Genomic DNA, 21,274 nt, shown 5'->3' with positions numbered 1-21,274 from the left:
TTTATGCTATGGCACATGATTTATAATGAGATACTTATATACCCAATAGATTCCAGGTTGTAGCGTAATCAATAAAGTGGCAGCCTGAAAGAAAGGGAGATATATAGGTAAAGTATACAAACCGATGGAGTTATTAATGTCTAGCAATAACCTGATTAAACAACTGCAAGAGCGGGGCCTTGTTGCCCAGGTAACGGATGAAGAGGCGTTAGCTGAGAGACTGGCGCAAGGTTCGGTTTCTCTCTATTGTGGCTTCGACCCTACCGCTGACAGCTTGCATTTGGGCCATCTGGTTCCCTTGCTGTGTTTAAAACGATTCCAACTTGCGGGGCACAAACCTATTGCGTTGGTCGGTGGGGCGACAGGTTTGATTGGCGATCCGAGCTTTAAAGCAACTGAACGCAAATTAAACACAGAAGAAACAGTCAAAGAATGGGTTGAAAAAATTCGCAATCAGGTTTCCCCATTCCTTAGTTTTGATGGTGAAAATGGTGCAAAATTAGCCAATAACTACGAGTGGTTTGGCAAAATGGATGTGCTTACTTTCCTGCGTGATATCGGTAAGCACTTTTCTGTCAACCAGATGATCAACAAAGAAGCGGTAAAACAACGCCTTAACCGTGATGATGTTGGTATTTCATACACTGAGTTTTCTTATAACCTGTTGCAGTCATATGATTTTGCAAACCTGAATGAAAAATATGGCGTTGAATTGCAGATTGGTGGTTCAGACCAATGGGGCAACATTACTTCAGGTATCGATTTGACTCGTCGCGTACATCAGAAACAAGTGTTTGGGATAACAGTGCCATTGATCACTAAATCAGATGGAACTAAATTTGGTAAGACAGAAGGCGGTGCAGTTTGGTTGGATCCAAAGAAAACCAGCCCATATAAATTTTATCAGTTCTGGATTAACACAGCAGATGCAGATGTTTACCGCTTCTTAAAATTCTTTACTTTCATGGACATTGAAGAAATTAATGCTCTGGAAGAAGAAGATAAAAATAGCGGTAAAGCTCCACGTGCTCAATATGTACTGGCAGAGCAAGTTACTGGTATGGTGCATGGAGAAGAAGGCCTTGCAGCGGCGAAGCGTATCACTGAAAGTTTGTTCTCCGGTGCGATTGCTGATTTGACTGAAGATGATTTTGCCCAATTAGCACAAGATGGAATGCCGGCAATTGAACTTGAAAAAGATGCTGATCTGCAACAAGCACTGGTTACAGCCGAATTTGTTCCTTCCCGTGGGCAGGCTCGTACTATGATAAGTTCTAATGCAGTTTCCATCAATGGTGAAAAACAATCCGAACCTATGTATGTATTTGCAGAGAGTGATCGTTTGTTTAGGCGTTATAGTTTGTTACGCCGTGGTAAGAAGCATTATTGCCTTATCAATTGGAAATATTAATTAATATTATTAAGGGCAACATTATTGTTGCCCTTAATGTATCTCTGTCATCTTTATAGATATCATCTATATCCTATGGATTTTAAGTTGCAATTAACAAAGCTGTAGCTTGAAAGAAGACAGGTATATTTGTAAATCAAAAATAATAAACTAGGCCTTATTATGAACAATGTTCTTTCAATTCAGTCTCATGTTGTTTTTGGTCATGCAGGAAATAGCGCATCTGTTTTCCCGATGCGTCGTATGGGAGTGAACGTATGGGCATTAAATACGGTTCAATTTTCAAACCATACCCAATATCCTCAATGGCGTGGTTGTGTGATGCCACCTGAACATTTGACTGAAATCGTGCAGGGAATTAGTGAAATTAATAAACTAGCATCCTGTAATGCCGTCTTGAGTGGTTATATTGGTTCTCCAGAGCAGGGAAATTATATCCTTGATATCGTGAAGCAGGTTAAAGAAGCCAATCCTGATGCATGGTATTTCTGTGATCCTGTAATGGGGCATCCGGAAAAAGGATGTATAGTTGCTCCGGGCGTTGCGGAATTCTTTTGCGAGAAAGCTTTACCTGTCAGTGATATCATCGCGCCTAATTTATTAGAACTTGAAACACTGACCATGCGGAAAATTGAAAATGTAGAACAAGCTATATCCGCAGCTCGTGAGTTATGTGAAAAAGGTCCTAAAATTGTATTAGTTAAACATTTGAGCCGTGCAGGCTATCAGAAAGATTGTTTTGAAATGCTTTTGGTGATGAAAGAACATAGTTGGCATATTAGTCGCCCATTAATTGATACGGGAACACGTCAGCCAGTTGGTGTTGGTGACTTAACGAGTGGTTTGTTCCTCGTCAATTTGTTGAAAAATTCATCTTTGACAGACGAAGCATTGCAAGCTGCATTAGAACATGTTGCCGCCGCAGTCTACGAAGTGATGTTGGAAACACGAAAGAGTGAAGAATATGAATTACAGATTGTTGCTGCGCAAGATAAGATGGTCATTCCAGAACATCAGTTTCATGCGGTAAGAATAGACTGACACTGAAGATTATCAGTGAAATTACGCTTTCGATAGTCTTGGATAGTATATAGCCTTGGCTAGCATGTTGGTGCTACCTAATTGAGGGTAAGAAGAAAGAGATAGTCTCAACCATAATTTTATGGATGAGACCATCTTCGATATATCAACGAGCGATTACTTTAATTCTAACTCGTTCATAGCAGCGATGCTGAAGCCACCATCAACATGCAAGATCTCACCGGTAACACCTCCAGCCAGATCTGAACACAAGAAGGCAGCAGCATTACCAACATCTTCTGTTGTTACAGTGCGGCGAATAGGTGTAACTGCTTCACAATGCGCCAGCATTTTACGGAAATCTTTGATACCTGAAGCCGCCAGAGTACGAATTGGGCCAGCAGAGATACCATTAACACGGACCCCTTCAACACCCATTGCATTTGCCATATAACGCACGTTTGCTTCCAGAGAAGCTTTCGCCAGACCCATTACGTTATAGTTAGGAATTGCACGCTCTGCACCCAGATAGCTTAAGGTGAGCAGAGCAGAACTAGGATTCAGCATCTCACGGCAGGCTTTCGCCATTGCGACGAAACTGTATGCACTGATGTCATGTGCAATTTTAAAGCCTTCACGGCTGACAGCATTAACATAATCCCCATCAAGCTGGTCAGCTGGTGCATAACCGATAGAGTGAACAAAACCATCGAATTTAGGCCATACTTTACCTAGTTCAACGAACAATGCGTCGATACTTTCATCTTCAGCCACATCACATGGCAGAATGATATTCGAATTCAGAGATGCGGCGAATTCTTCGACACGAGGTTTCAATTTATCATTTTGATAGGTAAAAGCCAGCTCTGCTCCTTGATCGTGCATTGCCTTGGCAATTCCATAAGCGATAGACAGTTTGCTGGCGACACCAGTAATGAGAATGCGCTTGCCGGTCATGAAACCCATAGCAGTATCCTTATTGTTCTTTGTGATCAAACACCAAAAGTCATGGGGAAACAAAAATAACAAATATCCAACCATGGCTGTGGTATTTCTTATGAATAAACGGAGGTGATTCTACCACACCGGAGGGAAATGTGGTGAGTTTCCCATTCTGTTCCGATCAGTGATTAAAATACACCCAATAAAAACATCAGGTAATATCCTGTCGCCATGCTTCAGCAGACAGGGCTTCACCAAAATGACTGGCTATCAATTTACGTGTAATAACATGCAGTGGAGAAGCCAGAACCTCCGCTGTATTGCCACGTTCGACAACTTCTCCTTGATGCATCACCAGTATTTGATCACTGATATGCTTCACCATACCGAGATGTTGGGTAACGTAGATATATGAAATTTCATGTTTTTCTTGTAGTTCTAACATTAAATTGACTATTTGGGAGCGCATTGACACATCAAGAGAAGCCAATGCTTCGTCTGCAACAATAATTTGTGGTTGTAATATTAGAGCCCGCGCCAAAGCTACACTCTGTTTCTGTCCTGAGGCGAGCATGTGTGGATAATAATTGGCATGATCTGGCAGTAAACCAACTTGACGCAATGTTTGGTTAATACGTTTTTCCCGTTCAGAGGGGGATAACTCCGTATTCAATATTAACGGTATATCCAGAATCTGGCCAATACGCTGACGAGGATTCAGTGATGTGCTGGGATCCTGAAAAATCATGCGAATGCGCTGACTGCGATAGCTGTAATCTCCGTAAGACAGCTTATGACCGTTAATCAAAATATTACCTGAAGTTGGTTCGATAACTCCGGATAGCATTCTCGCTAATGTGGATTTACCGGAACCATTTTCACCAATGATGGCCAGTGTTTTTTTCGGTTGCAGGGTAAAACTTATCGGTTTTACGGCATCAAGCTGATGACGGCGAAATAACCCGGTTTGATAGCGAAATGTTTTAGTCAGGTTTTTAACTTCCAATAATGTCTCAACCACTTACGATTCCTCAATATTCAAAGGGAAATGGCAGGCGAATGCATGGTTTTTGATCACCCGTAAGCGTGGGGTTTCAATACAGGTTTTCTGTGCATAAGGACAACGTGACCCCAAGCGGCAACCTACCGGTAGATGTTCCAGTGATGGAATAACTCCAGACAGCGTATTTAACCGACTTTTGTGTGGTAATTGGCTGCCAAAATCAGGAATTGAACGGATTAGAGCTTGAGTATAGGGGTGATAAGGTTTCAGCAGCAACTCATCCGGGGTAGCATTTTCCACGGTCTGACCACAATACAGAACATTGATGCGTTTAACCAGTTTACTCATCATTTGCAGGTCATGACTGATTAACAGGATAGTCATGTTGTTGTTCTGATTTAAGCTTGAAAGTAAACGGTATATTTGGGCTCGCGTCGTAGGTTCCATTGCATTGGTTGGTTCATCGGCAATCAATAACCGTGGCTGGTTGGCAAGCGCAATGGCAATCATTACTTTTTGACATTCACCTTCAGTTAATTCATAAGGATAACTGAGCATAATATCATAGTGATCTTTAATACCAACGCGGTGCAACAACTCAATCGCACGGCGTTTTCGCCAGTTAAGTCGCTGCCACCAACGACCTTTATACGTCCATTTAGGAATAGATTGAATAATTTGCTTACCAACACTTTCTGATGGATCGAGACATGATTGTGGTTCCTGAAAAATCATTGAAATATTATGACCAATCACCTTACGTCGCTGTCGTGACGTCAGGCGCAACAAATCAATGTCGTTAAAGCGAAAACGATCTGCAGTGACTTTAATATTATCTTTGGTTACACCACAAATCGCTTTGGCAATCAAACTCTTACCTGAGCCTGACTCACCAGCCAAACCCAGTATTTCACCTTCTGTTAGTGAAATACTCATTCGGTCAATGGCTTTGACGGGGCCTTCTGCCGTCATGAATTCAATGGTGAGGTTTCGAATATCGAGTAACGGCATTATTCGACTCCTGCGTTAATAGCACGGTGGAGGCCATCACCCAGTAAGTTAACCAGTAGGACGCTGAGCATAATTGCTGCTCCGGGAAACATAACAATCCATGGTGCATTAGGGAGTAGCTCCAATGAATTTTTCATCATGGCTCCCCATTCGGGAGATGGTCTTTGTGCACCAAGATCGAGAAATCCCAATGCTGTAATCTCAAGAATAGTGATGGAGAGCGCGCGAGTTAACTCACCGACTATCACTGCCGTGATATTGGGAAAAATGGCATAGCGTAAAATATGGTGATTTGAAGCACCGTCTAGGCGTGCTGCGATAATGTACTCTTTATCCAGTTCTTTATGCACAGCTGTATAAACAGTGCGTATTATTCTTGGAAGTAATGCCAGTGAAACTGCAATCATGGCATGGTGCAGGCTGGCTCCAACAAAAGCAACGATAATGATAGCCAGTAGAAACGAAGGAATAGCGAGTAAAGTATCAAAAATATGGTTCAGAACCGCCGATTTCAATCCACGCGTCATTCCGGCAAGGCTACCGATGATTAATCCTATAATAGCTACCGCTGCAGTGGCAACCAAAGCTCCCCCAAATGTGGAAGATGTGCCAATCAATAGACGGCTGAAAATATCACGACCGAGATCGTCAGTTCCAAGGAAAAAGGAGACATTGCCTGAATGCGACCATGAAGGTGGTGTAATCTGGTTATCAAATTGTAGATCAAGTGGATATGGGGCTAGATACTCTCCGAACAAACTCAGTGCAATTAAAATTAATACCCCATAAAAACCAGTCATCGCCAATACATCAGCATAGAAAAATCGCCAGATAACTTTCAATGGCGATGGCATTTTCTTTTCTTGGTAAAAATTATCTAAGGGCATACCATTCCTTATGCTTCAGGGGATTAGCTATCACTCCAATAATATCTGTCAACATATTAACTGAAATAATCAGCGTGCCTATCACAATGATACCTGCTGAGATTGCGGGATAATCTTGCTGTTGGATAGCGTTGATGAGCCAGGGTCCTAAACCTGGCCAGCCGAAGATTTTCTCCGTCACCATAGCTAATGTGAGCATAGTTGAGAACTGTAATCCTAATTTAGGAATGATGGGCGGCAGGGCATTGTGTAATAGATGACGGCGAATAATAGTTAGCCGGGATAAACCACGGGTTGCTGCTGATTTGATATAGTTTGCACCTGAAATTTCTTCAACACTGTTGCGCATCAAACGAATAACTTCGGTTGTAGGGACAACAGACAGAGTGATGACGGGCAATATCATATGCATAACGACGTTAATAACCATCTCATGGTGATAAGGCGTCTTTGACAGCCAGACATCAATCAGTGCAGAACCAGTGACAGTTTCCGGTTGATAGAGTAGATAAAATCGCCCTGAAACAGGTAACCAAGTTAAGCTAAGTGAACAAAGAAGGATCAGTAGCAAAGCCAGCCAGAAAACCGGGATGGAAAAACCACATAGAGTAAGTGTACTGATAATGATATCTGCTTTTTTATTACGCCAGACACCAGCAATAATCCCAAGAGGAATACCAATTAACAACGCCATAGAAAAAGAGAGGATACAAAACTCCATAGTTGCGGGGAGAACAGCGTACAGTTGTTCAATAACCTGTTGACCATTAATTTTGGAAACACCAAAATCCCATTGAAACAGGTTATAGACATAGTATACATAGGCATCTAACAATGGTACTCCACTCAAGGAACCACTAGGTGTGAAATACATCAGGCTGAAACTGATAAATGAAAGAAAAAATAATGTCACAATCAGAAGCAACAAACGACGTAGGATATAAATAATCATTTGCTTCCCTTTTTATTTTCATTAGGAACGGCAGCTTCCTGTGCACGGTAAACCTTGTCAAAGGTGCCAACGCCAAACGGGTTGAATACCAATCCCTTAAGATTATTGCGAAAGCTTTGCAAATGCATTGAATAAGCCAGTGGCAGCAAGGGTAATTGTTGCGCGAGGATTTTTTGTGCAAAAAAATAATCGTCTTTGCGTGAGGCAACTTGTTGATTTAACAAAGCTTGACGAAGAGCATTATCAAAAGCTGAATTACACCAGCGGCTCAGGTTTGTGTTAGATGCAATTGCGGCACAACTCAATAATGGACGGAAAAAACTATCGGGATCATTGCTATCGGCAGACCAGCCTGTCAGTACCATATCATAGTCCTTATTCCTCTGTAGATTTTCCTGAAAGCTGTCTTCTACGGGATGAATAGATATCTTAATACCAACTCTTGCTAAATCTGCCTGAATTAACTCTGCCATTTTCAGTGGGCGTGGATTATAAGCTTTTGAAGCTGTTGGAACCCATAATGTTAATTCCAATCCACTTAATTCCAGTTCACTTAACATCTTATGGGACTTCACAGGATCGTATTCGGTAACTTCAATACTCTGATCATATGCCCATGATATATCAGGTAAAATAGAGGTTGCCGTTTTTGCCATTTTATTGTAAATGGATTGCATCAGACGTTGGTTATTGATGGCATAAGCAATAGCTTGACGAACTTCCAGCTTATTTAACGGTGGTTTGCTGGTATTAAATGCGAGATAAGCGACATTCATGCCAGGCTGTGATGTCTGGCTCAGATTCGGGTCATTATTTACAATGTTTAGCTGGTTAGTATCGGGATAAGCCAGTACATCGCATTCACCTGTGAGCAGTTTTGAGATCCTGCCTGTACTACCAGTACCAATATCTATAACAACCTGTTCCATATGTGGTTTACCTTTCCAGTATTTATCATGGCGAACAAGGCGGATAAATTGTCCCATCCTATAATCTTTCATCATGAAGGGGCCTGTTCCAACAGGTTTCCAGTCTAATTGTTTCTGTTGATGCATTTGTTGCAACTTTTGAGCATATTCCTGAGATAGTATAGGTGCATGGTGTGTTGCTAGGTACCAGAGAAAAGATGCATTGGGAGTATTAAGGTGGAATTCAACGGTATATTCGTCAATTTTTCGAATATCCTTCACTGAATTAGCAAATTGCAAACTATCAAAATAGGGATAGTGACCACTATTAACCTTATGATAATCATGTGTTTTATCGAATAGCCTGCGGAAACTGAAAATGACATCATCCGCATTCATAGCGCGGGTTGGTATAAACCAATTGGTTGACTGGAAGGCAACATTATGGCGTAGATAAAAGCGATAGGTTGTCCCATTGTCCAGAACTTCCCAGTCAGTAGCCAGCTCAGGAACCAAATCATAGCTAAGGGGATCAACTCCCAGTAAGCGATTATAAATCTGCACAGCAAGAGTATCCACGGCCAAGCCACTGATAGCCATTTGTGGATTAAACGTATTTAAATTGCCATTAACGCAATAAATAAATCCACTCTGTTGTAAAGCTGTCGGAATATGAGACAGGCTTTCCGATGTGTTGTTTGTCTCCGGTTCTGGAATGGATTCCGCAATAGTTTCTGGAATAGCATTCTTGACCACCAGAGTCAGGATGGAAATCAATAATATGATCCAGTAAATCAAATAACGCATATAAAATGTCAGTCATAAAAAAGAATTTGGCTATTGTAACTTAATTAACGCTTTTTGCTCAAAAACAACGGCCAGATCACGATAATGAGAAAGATTCTCAATAAAGTGCTTTACAAATGTAACTGATAAACATTATCATTCTCATCGTGCTTTCAGGGAGATACTCTTGTAGTATCAAGTAGGTAATCTCAGAAAAGGCACGACATTGCTCACATTGCTTCCAGTATTTTTATTAGCCGGCTCGGGTGCCGGCTATTTTTTTATCTATCTATTATCTGCATGCCTTTAATTGATTACTCTGCTTGGCTGACTTTTTATTTAATCGTTATCATAAAGGTTGATATGGTGTTTTTTGATTAACCCGCGTAGCTGATGGTAAGTTAAGTTAAGTTTGTCAGCGGCTTTTTTCTGATTGAATTGACTTTTTGTCAAAGCCTGCATGATTAAACTCTTTTCGCTATCGTTTTGCCACTGTCGTAAATCAAGAGGTAACCCAGGAAGGGGAAAATTGGTAATTCTGCTGTCAGTAGATGGTGGGATAGATTGCTGTGATGGTAAAAAGGGATTGATAATAATCGTATTTAATTCATTTTCATTATTACCATGCCGATAAATGGAACGTTCGATGACGTTCTTTAATTCGCGAACATTGCCGGGCCAATGATAAGAGAGTAATTGTTGTTTAGCCTCGCCAGTAAACCCCGGAAAAAATGGCAGATTCAATTCACGGCACATCTGAATTGCAAAGTTCTGTGCCAGTAACATAACATCTGCTTGCCGTTGACGTAGCGGTGGGATATGAACGACGTCAAAAGCAAGTCTATCGAGCAAATCGGCTCTGAATTTTCCACGAACTGCCATAGAGGGTAAATCTTCGTTGGTTGCACAGATCAACCGTACATCGACTTGCAATGACTGAGTACCGCCTACGCGCTCTAAATGACCATATTCAATGACCCGCAGTAATTTTTCCTGTACCTGCATGGGTGCAGTAGCGAGTTCATCAAGAAACAAGGTTCCTCCATCAGCTCGTTCAAAGCGACCTTGATGTTTTGAACGGGCACCGGTGAAAGCCCCAGCCTCATGACCAAAGAGCTCTGAATCAAGCAAATTTTCATTGAGTGCTGCACAATTCAGAGAAATAAAAGGGCCTTGCCAACGCGGAGAAAGATAGTGTAACCGATGGGCAATTAACTCTTTGCCTGTCCCTCGTTCTCCCAGAACTAAAACAGGCTTGTTTAATTTTGCCAGTGCGGAGACTTGTTCCAAAATTTCAATAAAACAGTTTGCTTCACCTAATAAATTATCAATAAACTGAGACATAGTATTTTTCGCCAACAATTGGTCAATTTAACTACGTTAGCTTATCGCAATAAAAAAGCAAATAAAAAACTATTCGAGTTATTTCAATTAGATAATCAAAAAAAGAAAGTTGGCATGTATTTTGTGTTTAGTTAAGTGTCTTACCGTGTATCTTGTATCCGTATTTAACAATACACAGGCATAACATACATACATTCTAATGAAAGAGGTTTATGACTATGGGTATTTTCTCTCGTTTTGCTGATATCGTGAACGCTAATATTTCCTCTCTGCTGGATAAAGCCGAAGATCCACAGAAAATGGTTCGCTTGATGATTCAGGAAATGGAAGACACGCTGGTGGAAATCCGCTCTACTTTAGCCCGTACATTGGCAGAGAAAAAACAACTTTTGCGCCGTATCAGCATGGGTGAAAATCAAATTGATGGTTGGCAAGAAAAAGCTGAATTGGCACTGGGCAAGGGCAAAGAAGATTTAGCACGTGCAGCATTGATCGAAAAACAAAAAGTCAGTAGCTTAGTTGAAATGCTAATACACGAATTGTCTATTCTGGATGAAACTCTGGAACGGATTAAAGGTGAAGTGACTGAGCTGGAAAATAAATTGACAGAGGCGCGAGCAAGGCGACAATCATTAACTCTGCGCCATCAAGCAGCAGCATCTTCGCGCGAAGTACGCCGTCAATTGGATAGTGGTAAAATCGATGAGGCAATGGCGCGTTTTGAACAGTTTGAGCGCCGGATAGACCACATGGAAGCAGAGGCTGAAGCTGTTGGACTGGGTAAACAGAAATCACTCGAACAACAATTTGCTGAATTGAAGGCAGATGATGAAATCAGTGCACAACTTGCGGCCTTGAAAGCTAAAATGAATATTAAAGACTCACAATGATGACATATGTCATGCACAATTAAGGAAAGATAATGGGCTATATATTTCTTGGGATCCCGCTGAGCATTTTTGTGCTTTTTGTCTTACCCATCTGGTTATGGCTACATTACAGCAACCAGAATGGCAATCGGGGTCAGTTAGGGAACAGGGAAATTCAGCGATTAGAACAATTGACAGAGAATGCCAGGCGTATGCAAGAAAGGATTAAAACGTTAGAAGATATCCTTGATGCAGAGCATCCAAATTGGAGACAGTCATAATGTCAAATGAATACCGCAAAAAACTTTACCGTTTACCAGAACAGGGGATGGTTAAAGGGGTTTGTGCTGGGCTGGCAGACTATTTTGATGTACCTGTTCCGCTTATCCGCACCATCACGGTATTATCGCTATTCTTTGGGCTATTTGGCATAACGGTATTGGCTTATATTATCTTGACCTTTGTAATGGATCCCGCGCCTGCGGGATATTTAGCAGAGGAAAAAAACAGAGAGCCATCAGCACAGAAAATGTTGAATGAAGTAGACTACCAATTGAAGGCAAGCGAAGCACGTTTGCGTCAAATGGAACGTTATGTTACTTCTGAAACTTACAATGTGCGTAGTCGTTTTCGCCAGCTTTGAACGTAAATAATTACATAAGGTCTGGCCAGTAACAGCGGAAATAATACTAAATATTGCATAATAATTATGCCGATGTTACAGGCCGGATGAAACAGATTCACGGTATTCCCATCTAGGAGAAGCATGAAACGATTGCAAAACGAACTGACAGCGCTTGTTAATCGTGGAATGGATCGCCATTTGCGACTGGCGGTAACAGGATTGAGTCGCAGTGGAAAAACCGCATTTATTACTTCTTTGGTGAACCAACTTCTTCATGTGCATAGTGGAGCCAGATTGCCACTATTTTCTGCTGTACGCGATGGCCGCCTACTTGGTGTGAAACGGGTACCACAGCGGGATTTTGGGGTACCTCGTTTTGCCTATGATGAAAATATCGCAGCATTATATGACACCCTCCCTTGCTGGCCGATACCAACACGTGGGGTAAGTGAGATTCGCTTGGCTTTACGTTATCGCTCTGAAGATTCTCTATTTCGTTACCTGAAAGAAACCTCCACCCTTTATTTAGAAATTGTCGATTATCCGGGCGAATGGCTATTGGATTTACCCATGCTGGAACAAAATTATCTGGCGTGGTCATGGCATATGCATGGGTTGCTGAAAGGGGAAAGAGCGAATTGGGCTGAACCATGGTTAGCATTATGCAAACAGTGTGATCCATTGGCTCCTGCTGATGAAAACCTACTTGCCAGAATTGCTCAGGCTTATACAGACTACCTACATAAATGTAAACAACAGGGTTTGCACTTTATTCAACCTGGTCGTTTTATCTTGCCGGGGGATTTGGCGGGCGCTCCGGCATTGCAATTTTTTCCGTGGCCGAATATCGATAAAATCGGGGAGCTGCAATTAGCAAAAGCGGACAAACACACCAACATCGGCATGTTGCGTGAGCGCTTTGCTTATTACTGTGATCATATCGTTAAGGGATTCTATAAAGAGCATTTTCTCCGTTTTGATCGGCAAATTGTTCTGGTGGATTGCTTACAACCATTGAATAGTGGCCCGCAAGCATTCAACGATATGCGGCTTGCATTGACACAACTTATGCAAAGTTTTCATTATGGTAAGCGAACATTGTTTCGTCGTTTATTCTCACCCTGCATTGATAAATTAATGTTTGCTGCCAGCAAAGCTGATCATATTACGGCAGATCAGCATGCCAATTTTGTTTCTCTTTTACAGCAATTGGTACAGGAAGCTTGGCAAAATGCGGCGTTTGAAGGGATCAGTATGGATTGTGTAGGACTTGCATCTATTCAGGCAACAGAGAGCGGCATTGTCATTCATGAAGGCGCAAAAATTCCTGCTATCAAAGGCAATCGCTTGTCAGACAATAAATTGCTGACATTTTTTCCGGGGGAAGTACCACAGCGCTTGCCAAATAGTGAATTCTGGCAAAAACAAGGGTTTAATTTCGAATCATTCCGACCAAGACAAGTCAATGCTGACACACCGTTACCCCATATTCGCATGGATAGTGCGATGGAATTTTTATTGGGAGACAAATTAACATGACCGAACCTTTGAAACCGAGAATTGATTTTGGCGATTTTGTACAAACCTCATCAGAACCATCATTGAAATCAAAAAAAGAATTTACTGGGCAGGGAAAAGAGTTCTATCCGATTATGCCAGAGTTGGAAGTGGAAGAGCAGGAAGGAGAATTTGAAGGTGCATTGAATGCTGCTTTAAAACCGAAACGTAGTTTTTGGCGAAAAATTTTTTCCAGTGCGGTATTTTTGTTGGGAATAAGTGTCATCGCCCAATGTGTTCAGTGGATATATCAAGCATGGCAGCAACATGATTGGATTGCACTGGGGATCTCTGCTGCTGGCAGCATGATCATTTTTGCGGGAATAGGCAGTGTGGTGAGGGAATGGCGGCACCTTTACCATTTACGACAGCGTACAGAAGAACGAGATATTGCAAAAACACTATTGCAAAGTCATGGCATTGGAAAAGGGCGCCGATTTTGTGAAAAATTGGCAGAACAGGCGAGAATAGGGCAACAACATCCGGCATTACAGCGTTGGCAGGCTGCTGTGCATGAAACTCATAATGATCGTGAAATTGTCATGCTATACAGCAAGTTGGTTCAACCTGTCTTGGATGCTCAGGCTAAGAAAGAGATTAGCCGTTCTGCGGCGGAGTCAGCATTGATGATCGCTGTCAGTCCATTGGCAATTGTGGATATGGCCTTTATTGCCTGGAGAAATATTCGACTTATTAATCGAATTGCCGCACTTTATGGAATCAAATTGGGTTATTTCAGCCGTATTCGCTTGTTTCGGTTAGTATTGCTGAATATTGCCTTTGCAGGAGCATCGGAACTAGTAAGAGAAGTGGGTATGGACTGGTTGTCACAGGACATTGCAGCCCGTCTTTCTGCACGAGCCGCACAAGGGATCGGTGCGGGGTTGCTTACAGCCCGTTTAGGCATCAAAGCCATGGAACTGTGCCGCCCTTTACCGTGGATTGATGGAGATAAACCGAAGTTAGGGGACTTTCGTCACCAGTTGCTTACTCAGCTTAAAAGCACGTTACCAATGAAAAACAAAAGTACAGCCAAAGACACAAATAACAGCAAAGTAGCTAATTAATTGTTACTGTCATACCAGGTTGACATCTCACTTTATTGTAAACTTTTGCTGACAAAGGCTTCATCTATTGGGTAGTAACGGGTAACATTTCAGGTGGTTAAGAACATCGTGTAAATAAGGTCAGAAAAATGCGATTGGAAGTTACTTGTCAGGATCGAATTGGGTTAACCCGCGAATTACTTGATTTACTGGTATTACGAAATATTGATCTGAAAGGAATTGAAATTTCTCCTGCACGTCGTATTTACCTTAATTTTACTCAAATTGACTTCAATATTTTCCGTGTATTGATGGCAGAAATCCGCCGAATTAATGGTGTTATTGATGTCAGAACGGTTGCTTTCATGCCGTCAGAGAAAGAGAATAGAGCGATGTGGACTTTATTGGAATCAGTTCCTGAGCCTATCTTTTCTATTGACATGAAAGGTAATATTGAACTGGCTAACTCTGCCGCTTTATCATTGTTTGGTTTCAGTAAAGAGAAAATCAGCCAAAAAAATATTGGTCATTTGATTAGCAATTACAATTTTTTTCGCTGGCTTGAAAGTGAGGATCATCAACAACATTCAACACAACTATCCATCAAAGAGCAAGATTATGGGATGGATATTATTCCTATGCAGTTAACGGATGAAAATCAGATTGTTAGGTGTGTAGGAGCCGTAATTATGTTGCGTTCTGGCGAACATCATTCATCGGTGCATATTGAATCTCCGCTTAAAAAATTAACTGCAAATGATAATGGCGCTTTTGAACAAATTATTGCTGCTAGCTCTAAAATGGTTCATGTCGTAGAGCTGGCACGTAAAATGGCGATGCTTGATGCTCCCTTGCTGCTTATCGGTGAGACAGGAACGGGAAAAGATGAATTTGCTAAAGCCTGTCATTTGCGAAGTGCAAGGGGAAAACAGCCTTTTCTTGGGCTGAATTGTGCTTCTATGCCGGATGATGTTGTAGAAAGTGAACTGTTTGGATATGCGGCAGGAGCTTATCCAAATGCATTGGAAGGCAAAAAAGGCTTCTTTGAACAAGCTAACGGCGGCACGGTTTTGTTGGATGAAATCGGTGAAATGTCGCCACAAATGCAGATCAAATTACTTCGTTTCTTAAATGATGGGACATTTCGCCGTGTAGGTGAAGAGAATGAAGTTAAAGTGAATGTCCGTATTATCTGTGCCACTCAGAAAAACTTAATTGAATTGGTACAAAAAGGGGAATTTCGTGAAGATCTCTATTATCGGCTGAATGTTTTAACCATTACATTGCCTCCTTTGCGGGAACGTCAGGCCGATATCATGCCATTGACGGACTATTTTGTAGCGCGTTTTGCGGCAGAACAATGCTTGGATAAACCTAAATTTTCTTCTGACTTAGAACAATTCCTTTGTGGTTATCATTGGCCCGGAAATGTCAGACAACTTCGAAATGCTATCTATCATGCACTGACTCAACTTGAGAGTAACAAACTCAGTCCGCAGGGTATTCAGCTACCTGAACTAGAAGCAGAAGTGGCATTTAATGAAGATATTTTGGTGGGATCTTTGGATGAAATCAGTAAGCGTTTTGAACGTTCTGTATTGACACGCCTTTATCGTCATTATCCCAGTACGCGTAAACTAGCAAAACGACTTAGTGTTTCTCACACAGCAATAGCCAATAAATTACGTGAATATGGTCTGAGTGGTAAAAAAAATCTGGCTGAACATGAAAATGATGAATAAGCGGTAAGTTCATCATTAAACGTATAACATTGGCTGTATGCATCAAATTTTTGCTCACAGCCAATGCATACGATTCAATCAGGCCAGAACTTCAATAAAAAAGTAGTATATAACAGAGTCAAAAATCATTTATTTTTTATCAAAAAAATCTTCTCTTGTATTATAGGCACTATTCTTAAATAGTGATAATGTTAGTGTTAGAGGTCGGTAGTGTTAAAGTTAGTGGTAATAGTGATCGTGGGATGATTTTATATGTAAAATAAGCTGGCGACGATAAAATTACAATTAATAACTTCATCGCCGCCAGAAAATAAGTTTTTAAGAACAATATGTTACTGCGTTAAAAAACAATATTATTAATAATGAAACAATTATTTCAATGCAGATAATGCACTGTCATAGTCAGGTTCATTGGTGATTTCATCAACCAGCTGGCTATAAATAACTTGATTGTTTTCATCCAGAACAACGACAGCACGCGCAGTCAGTCCACCTAATAGACCTTCGTTTATTGCAACGCCGTAATCTTCCTGGAAGCTCCCGCTGCGAAGTGTTGAAAGGGTTACGACATTAGATAAACCTTCAGAGCCACAGAAACGAGACTGGGCAAAAGGTAAGTCTGCTGAAATACACAGTACGACAGTATTATCTAATTCGCTGGCGAACTGATTAAATGTACGGACAGATGTGGCACAAACCCCGGTATCAATGCTTGGGAAGATATTAAGCACTTTGCGTTTACCTGCGTAGTGGCTCAATGCTACATCAGCAAGATCTTTAGCGACCAGCGTGAATTCTTTTGCTGCCTGACCTGCTTGTGGAAAATCGCCGTTGACAGTGATATCACTGCCTTGAAACTTGACTGTTTGTGTCATGGTTTTTATCCCTCTATAAAGTAAACAGCGCCGCCAGTGTAAAGGAATAGTGCGATCTTGCCCACAAAAATAGATTCAATATCCATGAAATACTCTCCTACTCCTTAATTAACAATGTCTTATAATTTATTTTTAGGGCGATTATTAGACTCACAAGGCACAAAAATCATGAATAATTTTACATTACTTCCTTCTGTATTATTGATGGCAGGACTTTCCTTTTCTTTATCTGTTTCTGCTGCTCAAGTTCCTGTTGGCACTCAGCTTGATCCCGAACAAGAGTTGGTTCGCCAGTTAAAAGATGAACCAGCATCGCTGGATCCAATAAAATCTTTCGGTTTGACAGAGGCGCAAGTATTGCGTGATCTGTTTGAAGGTTTGGTTAATCAAGATGCACATGGTCAGGCAATTCCAGGTGTTGCCATTGATTGGAAGACGAAAGATAACAAGATATGGATATTTAAATTACGTCAGGATGCTCGTTGGTCTAATGGTGGCAGTGTCACGGCATCTGATTTTGTTTATAGCTGGCAGAGACTAGTTGATCCTGAAAATGCGTCTTCTTTTTCTTGGTTTGCTGCTTTATCAGGCATTGAAAATGCTCAGGAAATCATTAATGGAAAGCTGCCACCAGAGAAATTGGGTGTTGAGGCCATCGATCCTTATACACTGAAAGTCACCCTGAACCGTCCTGTACCTTATTTCCCCAACATGACAACCAACTTTAGCCTTTATCCAGTTAACAAACAGTGCATTGAGAAATACGGCAAAGATTGGACTCGGGTAGGACATTTGACGGGGAATGGGGCATTTACGCTAACCGGACGCGTCGTGAATGAAAAAATTGTCCTGACGCCAAATCCCTATTACTGGGATAACAAAAATACGGTACTGAAAAAAGTTATTTTTATGCCCATTAATCAGGAATCCCATGCAACCAAGCGTTATCTGGCGGGAGATTTGGATATTACGGAATCTTTTCCTAAAAACATGTATCAGAAATTGCTGAAAGATCTTCCCGGACAAGTCTTTACGCCGGATCAATTGGGAACATACTACTATGCTTTTAATACTCAACGAGCACCAATGAATGATGTTAGGGTCAGACAAGCACTTTCAATGACGATAGACAGGAACCTGATTGCGAAAAAAGTCGTCGGAACGGGAGAAAAACCCGCATGGCATTTCACCCCGGATGTTACGGCAGGGTTCAAGTCAGAGAAAAGCCGCTTGGAAACATTGACTCAAAAAGAGTTGGATGCTCAGGCAAAAAAATTACTGAAAGCGGCTGGGTATGGCTCTGAAAATCCATTAAAGATCTCATTGCTTTATAACAACTTAGAAAACAACCAGCGAATAGCGATTGCAATTAGTTCTGAATGGAAGAAAAAACTGGGCGTGAAGGTGAAACTGGTGAATCAAGAATGGAAAACTTACGTGGATAGCCGTAATACGGGTAACTTCGATGTGGTGAGAGCCTCTTGGACCGGTGACTATAATGAGGCATCCAGTTTTCTGTCTCTTCTGACATCCACTCATAGTGGCAATATCGCGAAGTTCCATAATACTGACTATGATGCGCTGCTCAAAGCTGCCAGCTATAAAACTGACGATGTAGCCAGAAATCGTGATTACAATCAGGCAGAAAAAATGATTACTGAACAAGCACCAATCGCCCCGATTTATCAGTATACCAATGGCCGATTAATCAAACCGTGGTTAAAAGGATATCCGATCACCAATCCTGAAGATGTCACTTATAGTCATACCATGTATATCATCAAGAAAGACAATTAGACTCGAGCGTTAGGTACAAAAATTAAGCACGAAAATTAAATACGAACAAGGAGCAGATGTGGAAACGATCTATGGCTCGGTATTTAAAGGTTCAAATGCCATTTATACCTGTCATTTAAATGGCAGGGGAGGAATTACGGCATTTGGGGAAGATTCACTCGTAACCGCAGAACAGCCAGTATGGCAACATCTTGATTATAAAAATCCGGACAGTCATCAATGGCTCATGAATACAACCTTGCTACCATCTCCAGTAAAGGAGGGGTTAGTGAGTGAAAGTATTCGCCCGAAGATGCTGCGCATAGGCGAAGGAACTTTGATTACCTTGAGATCGGTGAACCGCAATGATAGTGCGCGCCCTGATCACCTAGTTTCGTTCCGCATCTATATTAATGACAAAATTATTATCTCCAGCCGACATCGGAAAATTCATTCCATCGATCAAGTTCAGGAAGATTTGCATAACGGTGTTGGTGCGAAAAGTACCGGAAATTGGTTGCTTGAAATAGCCGGAGCTATTACTGATGGAGTCAATGATTTCATTGAAGAGCTGCATGACAATCTGATTGAGCTTGAAGATGATATTTTGGAGCAGAAAATACCTGGTCGCGGAGAATTGGTGTTGCTGCGTAAGCAGCTAATTGTTTTGCGCCGATACATGGCTCCACAGCGGGATGTTTTTATTCGTCTGACCAGTGAGCGACTGCCTTGGATGAGCGATGAAGAGCGTCATTTAATGCAGGAAATTGCTGATCGACTGGGGAGGGGAATGGATGATCTTGATGGTTGTATTGCCCGAACCGCAGTCCTTGCGGATGAAATCACTTCTATGATGGCGGATGCTATGAACCGTCGTATTTACATGATGTCTCTGTTGACGATGATATTCTTGCCAACAACCTTTTTGACGGGATTGTTTGGCGTCAACCTAGGGGGGATACCGGGTAATAAATATCAGTTTGGATTCGGTTTATTCAGTTTTTTGTTGTCACTACTGATGGTGGTTTTCGCTTGGTGGTTAAGGCGAAGTAAATGGTTATAGAAAGAAAAAGCAATTGAGCAAATAATCGTCATGTGCATCCAAAGGAAGCCAATAGTGCTATCAGATTTGAGATATATCAATAATCGTTACCCATAATTGAGGCACTATAAGCCTTGCAGGTGAATACAACGTTGAGCGATGAACGTTGTACTCCATAATTGTAGTTTTTCTCACATTGAGTTTTAACAGAATAATTGCTCATTGATTATGCCGATGCTTGTTTTAGTATCGGCTATTTTTTCTGTTGTTACTGAATGCGTTCCCCCAGTTCTAATCCGAAGGAAATCTGATGAGCAGAAATAAATTTCAAGCAGTCTGTAATAAGACTGCTTTAAGTTTGACTTAATGTAATTTAAACGTTCGTGATATCGATAAACATAGCTTCATCAATGTTAGTTGACGATACTACTGCTTCGTTAAAAGCATACTCTTCTCTTTCCCCATCACGGGACAATGGCAAGTTGACAAAGTCGAAAAGCGTTTTATCTGCCAATTGGCTTGGGCTAACATTTTGAATAGATTTGAAAATACTCTCAACCCGGCCTGGTGTTTTCTTATCCCAACCTACCAACATTGTTTTGATTGCTTGCCGCTGTAGGTTTTCTTGAGAACCACATAAATTACAAGGAATGATTGGGAATTGTTTGTGTTCCGCATACTGGATAAGGTCTGTCTCACGGCAATAGGCTAGTGGTCTTATGACAACATTACGGCCATCGTCAGAGCGCAATTTTGGCGGCATGGCTTTCATCCGTGCGCCATGAAACATATTCAGGAACAGAGTTTCAACGATGTCATCAAGATGATGTCCGAGTGCAATTTTTGTTGCCCCGATCTTTTCTGCAAAAGAATAAAGTGTGCCGCGACGCAGTCTTGAACACAATCCACAGGTAGTTTTGCCTTCAGGAACTTTTTCTTTAACAACCGAATAGGTATCTTTATCTACAATGTAGTATGGAATATCCAGACTCTCAAAATATTCGGGTAAAATGTGTTCAGGAAAACCGGGTTGCTTCTGATCAAGATTCACTGCAATTACACTGAAGTTTATTGGTGCCGCCTTTTGCAGATTCAACAGGATATCTAACATCGCAAATGAATCTTTGCCACCACTGATACATGCCATTACAACATCATTATTTTTAATCATATTGTAATCAATAATGGCATTACCAACGTTCCTCCTCAGGCGTTTTTGGAGTTTGTTGAATTCAAGTGTCTCTTTTCTCGTATCTTTTTGATTCATTGCGACTTCTCACATTATCGATTGTATCGACGATAGATTTCCTATATGGATTCTTTGCAGGGGAATGGATTATACGGATTTTTCTTTTTTGAGCAATAAGAGGCCAATATTGCTGGTAGGGCAAACGGGTCTAAATTGAACAGTTAGTTCAGTGATGTGCCTTCAGTACATAAAGGTAGGAACATTGATGATCGTTTGTGATTTACAATCC

Annotated in this window: 19 protein-coding genes; 10 read left to right on the top strand and 9 right to left on the bottom strand. The window is 41.3% G+C overall.

What is annotated here, in order from left to right; translation table 11 throughout:
* The first annotated feature begins 136 nt into the window (after positions 1–136).
* Positions 137–1,411 (top strand): tyrosine--tRNA ligase, encoded by a 1,275-nt coding sequence (gene tyrS, locus BM135_RS12455; protein WP_092520035.1) that lies wholly within the window; start codon positions 137–139, stop codon positions 1,409–1,411.
* Positions 1,412–1,573: 162 nt separating this feature from the next.
* Positions 1,574–2,452: a pyridoxal kinase PdxY gene (pdxY, locus tag BM135_RS12450; protein ID WP_092520034.1), complete on the top strand. Its 879-nt coding sequence runs from the start codon at positions 1,574–1,576 to the stop codon at positions 2,450–2,452.
* A 156-nt stretch (positions 2,453–2,608) separates the two neighbouring features.
* Here the strand turns inward: pdxY and fabI are convergent, their stop codons facing one another.
* The 7 genes from fabI to pspF all read right to left on the bottom strand — a co-directional run bounded on the left by fabI (position 2,609) and on the right by pspF (position 10,264).
* On the bottom strand, positions 2,609–3,397 hold the full coding sequence (fabI, locus tag BM135_RS12445) for an enoyl-ACP reductase FabI (RefSeq protein ID WP_092520033.1): 789 nt from the start codon (positions 3,395–3,397) through the stop codon (positions 2,609–2,611).
* Positions 3,398–3,584: 187 nt separating this feature from the next.
* The gene (gene sapF / locus BM135_RS12440) at positions 3,585–4,394 is read right to left on the bottom strand and encodes a putrescine export ABC transporter ATP-binding protein SapF (protein ID WP_092520032.1); all 810 of its coding nucleotides are present in this window, start codon (positions 4,392–4,394) and stop codon (positions 3,585–3,587) included.
* Positions 4,395–5,387 carry a putrescine export ABC transporter ATP-binding protein SapD gene (gene sapD / locus BM135_RS12435; protein ID WP_092520031.1) on the bottom strand — a complete coding sequence of 331 codons (993 nt, stop codon included), beginning with the start codon at positions 5,385–5,387 and terminating at the stop codon, positions 4,395–4,397.
* Complete coding sequence (sapC, locus tag BM135_RS12430) at positions 5,387–6,274, bottom strand: putrescine export ABC transporter permease SapC (protein ID WP_092520030.1); 888 nt, start codon at positions 6,272–6,274, stop codon at positions 5,387–5,389. The genes sapD and sapC overlap by 1 nt, the downstream gene beginning before the upstream one ends.
* Entirely contained in the window at positions 6,261–7,226 is a 966-nt protein-coding gene (gene sapB / locus BM135_RS12425) for a putrescine export ABC transporter permease SapB (RefSeq protein WP_092520029.1), read from the bottom strand. The genes sapC and sapB overlap by 14 nt, the downstream gene beginning before the upstream one ends.
* On the bottom strand, positions 7,223–8,941 hold the full coding sequence (gene sapA, locus BM135_RS12420; RefSeq protein WP_092520028.1) for an ABC transporter substrate-binding protein SapA: 1,719 nt from the start codon (positions 8,939–8,941) through the stop codon (positions 7,223–7,225). The genes sapB and sapA overlap by 4 nt, the downstream gene beginning before the upstream one ends.
* A gap of 318 nt (positions 8,942–9,259) precedes the next feature.
* The gene (gene pspF / locus BM135_RS12415) at positions 9,260–10,264 is read right to left on the bottom strand and encodes a phage shock protein operon transcriptional activator (protein WP_092520027.1); all 1,005 of its coding nucleotides are present in this window, start codon (positions 10,262–10,264) and stop codon (positions 9,260–9,262) included.
* 218 nt (positions 10,265–10,482) lie between these two features.
* On the opposite strand from pspF, the gene pspA reads away from it, so the two are divergent.
* The 6 genes from pspA (at position 10,483) to tyrR (ending at position 16,103) form a co-directional block, all read left to right on the top strand.
* The gene (pspA, locus tag BM135_RS12410; RefSeq protein ID WP_092520026.1) at positions 10,483–11,154 is read left to right on the top strand and encodes a phage shock protein PspA; all 672 of its coding nucleotides are present in this window, start codon (positions 10,483–10,485) and stop codon (positions 11,152–11,154) included.
* Positions 11,155–11,186: 32 nt separating this feature from the next.
* A complete protein-coding gene (pspB, locus tag BM135_RS12405; protein ID WP_092520025.1) occupies positions 11,187–11,414 on the top strand; it encodes an envelope stress response membrane protein PspB in 228 nt (75 codons plus the stop codon).
* Complete coding sequence (gene pspC / locus BM135_RS12400; protein ID WP_092520024.1) at positions 11,414–11,776, top strand: envelope stress response membrane protein PspC; 363 nt, start codon at positions 11,414–11,416, stop codon at positions 11,774–11,776. The genes pspB and pspC overlap by 1 nt, the downstream gene beginning before the upstream one ends.
* A gap of 123 nt (positions 11,777–11,899) precedes the next feature.
* Positions 11,900–13,297, top strand: coding sequence for a YcjX family GTP-binding protein (locus BM135_RS12395; RefSeq protein ID WP_092520023.1), 1,398 nt, complete (start codon positions 11,900–11,902; stop codon positions 13,295–13,297).
* A complete protein-coding gene (locus BM135_RS12390; protein ID WP_092520022.1) occupies positions 13,294–14,382 on the top strand; it encodes a YcjF family protein in 1,089 nt (362 codons plus the stop codon). The genes BM135_RS12395 and BM135_RS12390 overlap by 4 nt, the downstream gene beginning before the upstream one ends.
* A 128-nt stretch (positions 14,383–14,510) precedes the next feature.
* Positions 14,511–16,103, top strand: coding sequence for a transcriptional regulator TyrR (gene tyrR / locus BM135_RS12385; protein ID WP_092520021.1), 1,593 nt, complete (start codon positions 14,511–14,513; stop codon positions 16,101–16,103).
* A 371-nt stretch (positions 16,104–16,474) separates the two neighbouring features.
* Here tyrR and tpx read toward each other — a convergent pair whose 3' ends face one another.
* Positions 16,475–16,978, bottom strand: coding sequence for a thiol peroxidase (tpx, locus tag BM135_RS12380; protein WP_092520020.1), 504 nt, complete (start codon positions 16,976–16,978; stop codon positions 16,475–16,477).
* Positions 16,979–17,182: 204 nt separating this feature from the next.
* Here tpx and BM135_RS12375 point away from each other — a divergent pair, with 204 nt between their 5' ends.
* Together BM135_RS12375 and zntB are read left to right on the top strand one after the other, a co-directional pair.
* Positions 17,183–18,775 (top strand): peptide ABC transporter substrate-binding protein, encoded by a 1,593-nt coding sequence (locus BM135_RS12375; protein WP_422646146.1) that lies wholly within the window; start codon positions 17,183–17,185, stop codon positions 18,773–18,775.
* 58 nt (positions 18,776–18,833) lie between these two features.
* Positions 18,834–19,817, top strand: coding sequence for a zinc transporter ZntB (gene zntB, locus BM135_RS12370; protein WP_092520019.1), 984 nt, complete (start codon positions 18,834–18,836; stop codon positions 19,815–19,817).
* Positions 19,818–20,169: 352 nt separating this feature from the next.
* Here zntB and ttcA read toward each other — a convergent pair whose 3' ends face one another.
* On the bottom strand, positions 20,170–21,063 hold the full coding sequence (ttcA, locus tag BM135_RS12365) for a tRNA 2-thiocytidine(32) synthetase TtcA (RefSeq protein ID WP_092520018.1): 894 nt from the start codon (positions 21,061–21,063) through the stop codon (positions 20,170–20,172).
* Positions 21,064–21,274: the final 211 nt, after the last annotated feature.

Origin of the sequence: Xenorhabdus japonica, from assembly GCF_900115195.1 — a bacterium.
Taxonomy (GTDB): Bacteria; Pseudomonadota; Gammaproteobacteria; order Enterobacterales; family Enterobacteriaceae; genus Xenorhabdus; species Xenorhabdus japonica.
This window is presented reverse-complemented; position numbering and strand designations above follow the sequence as displayed.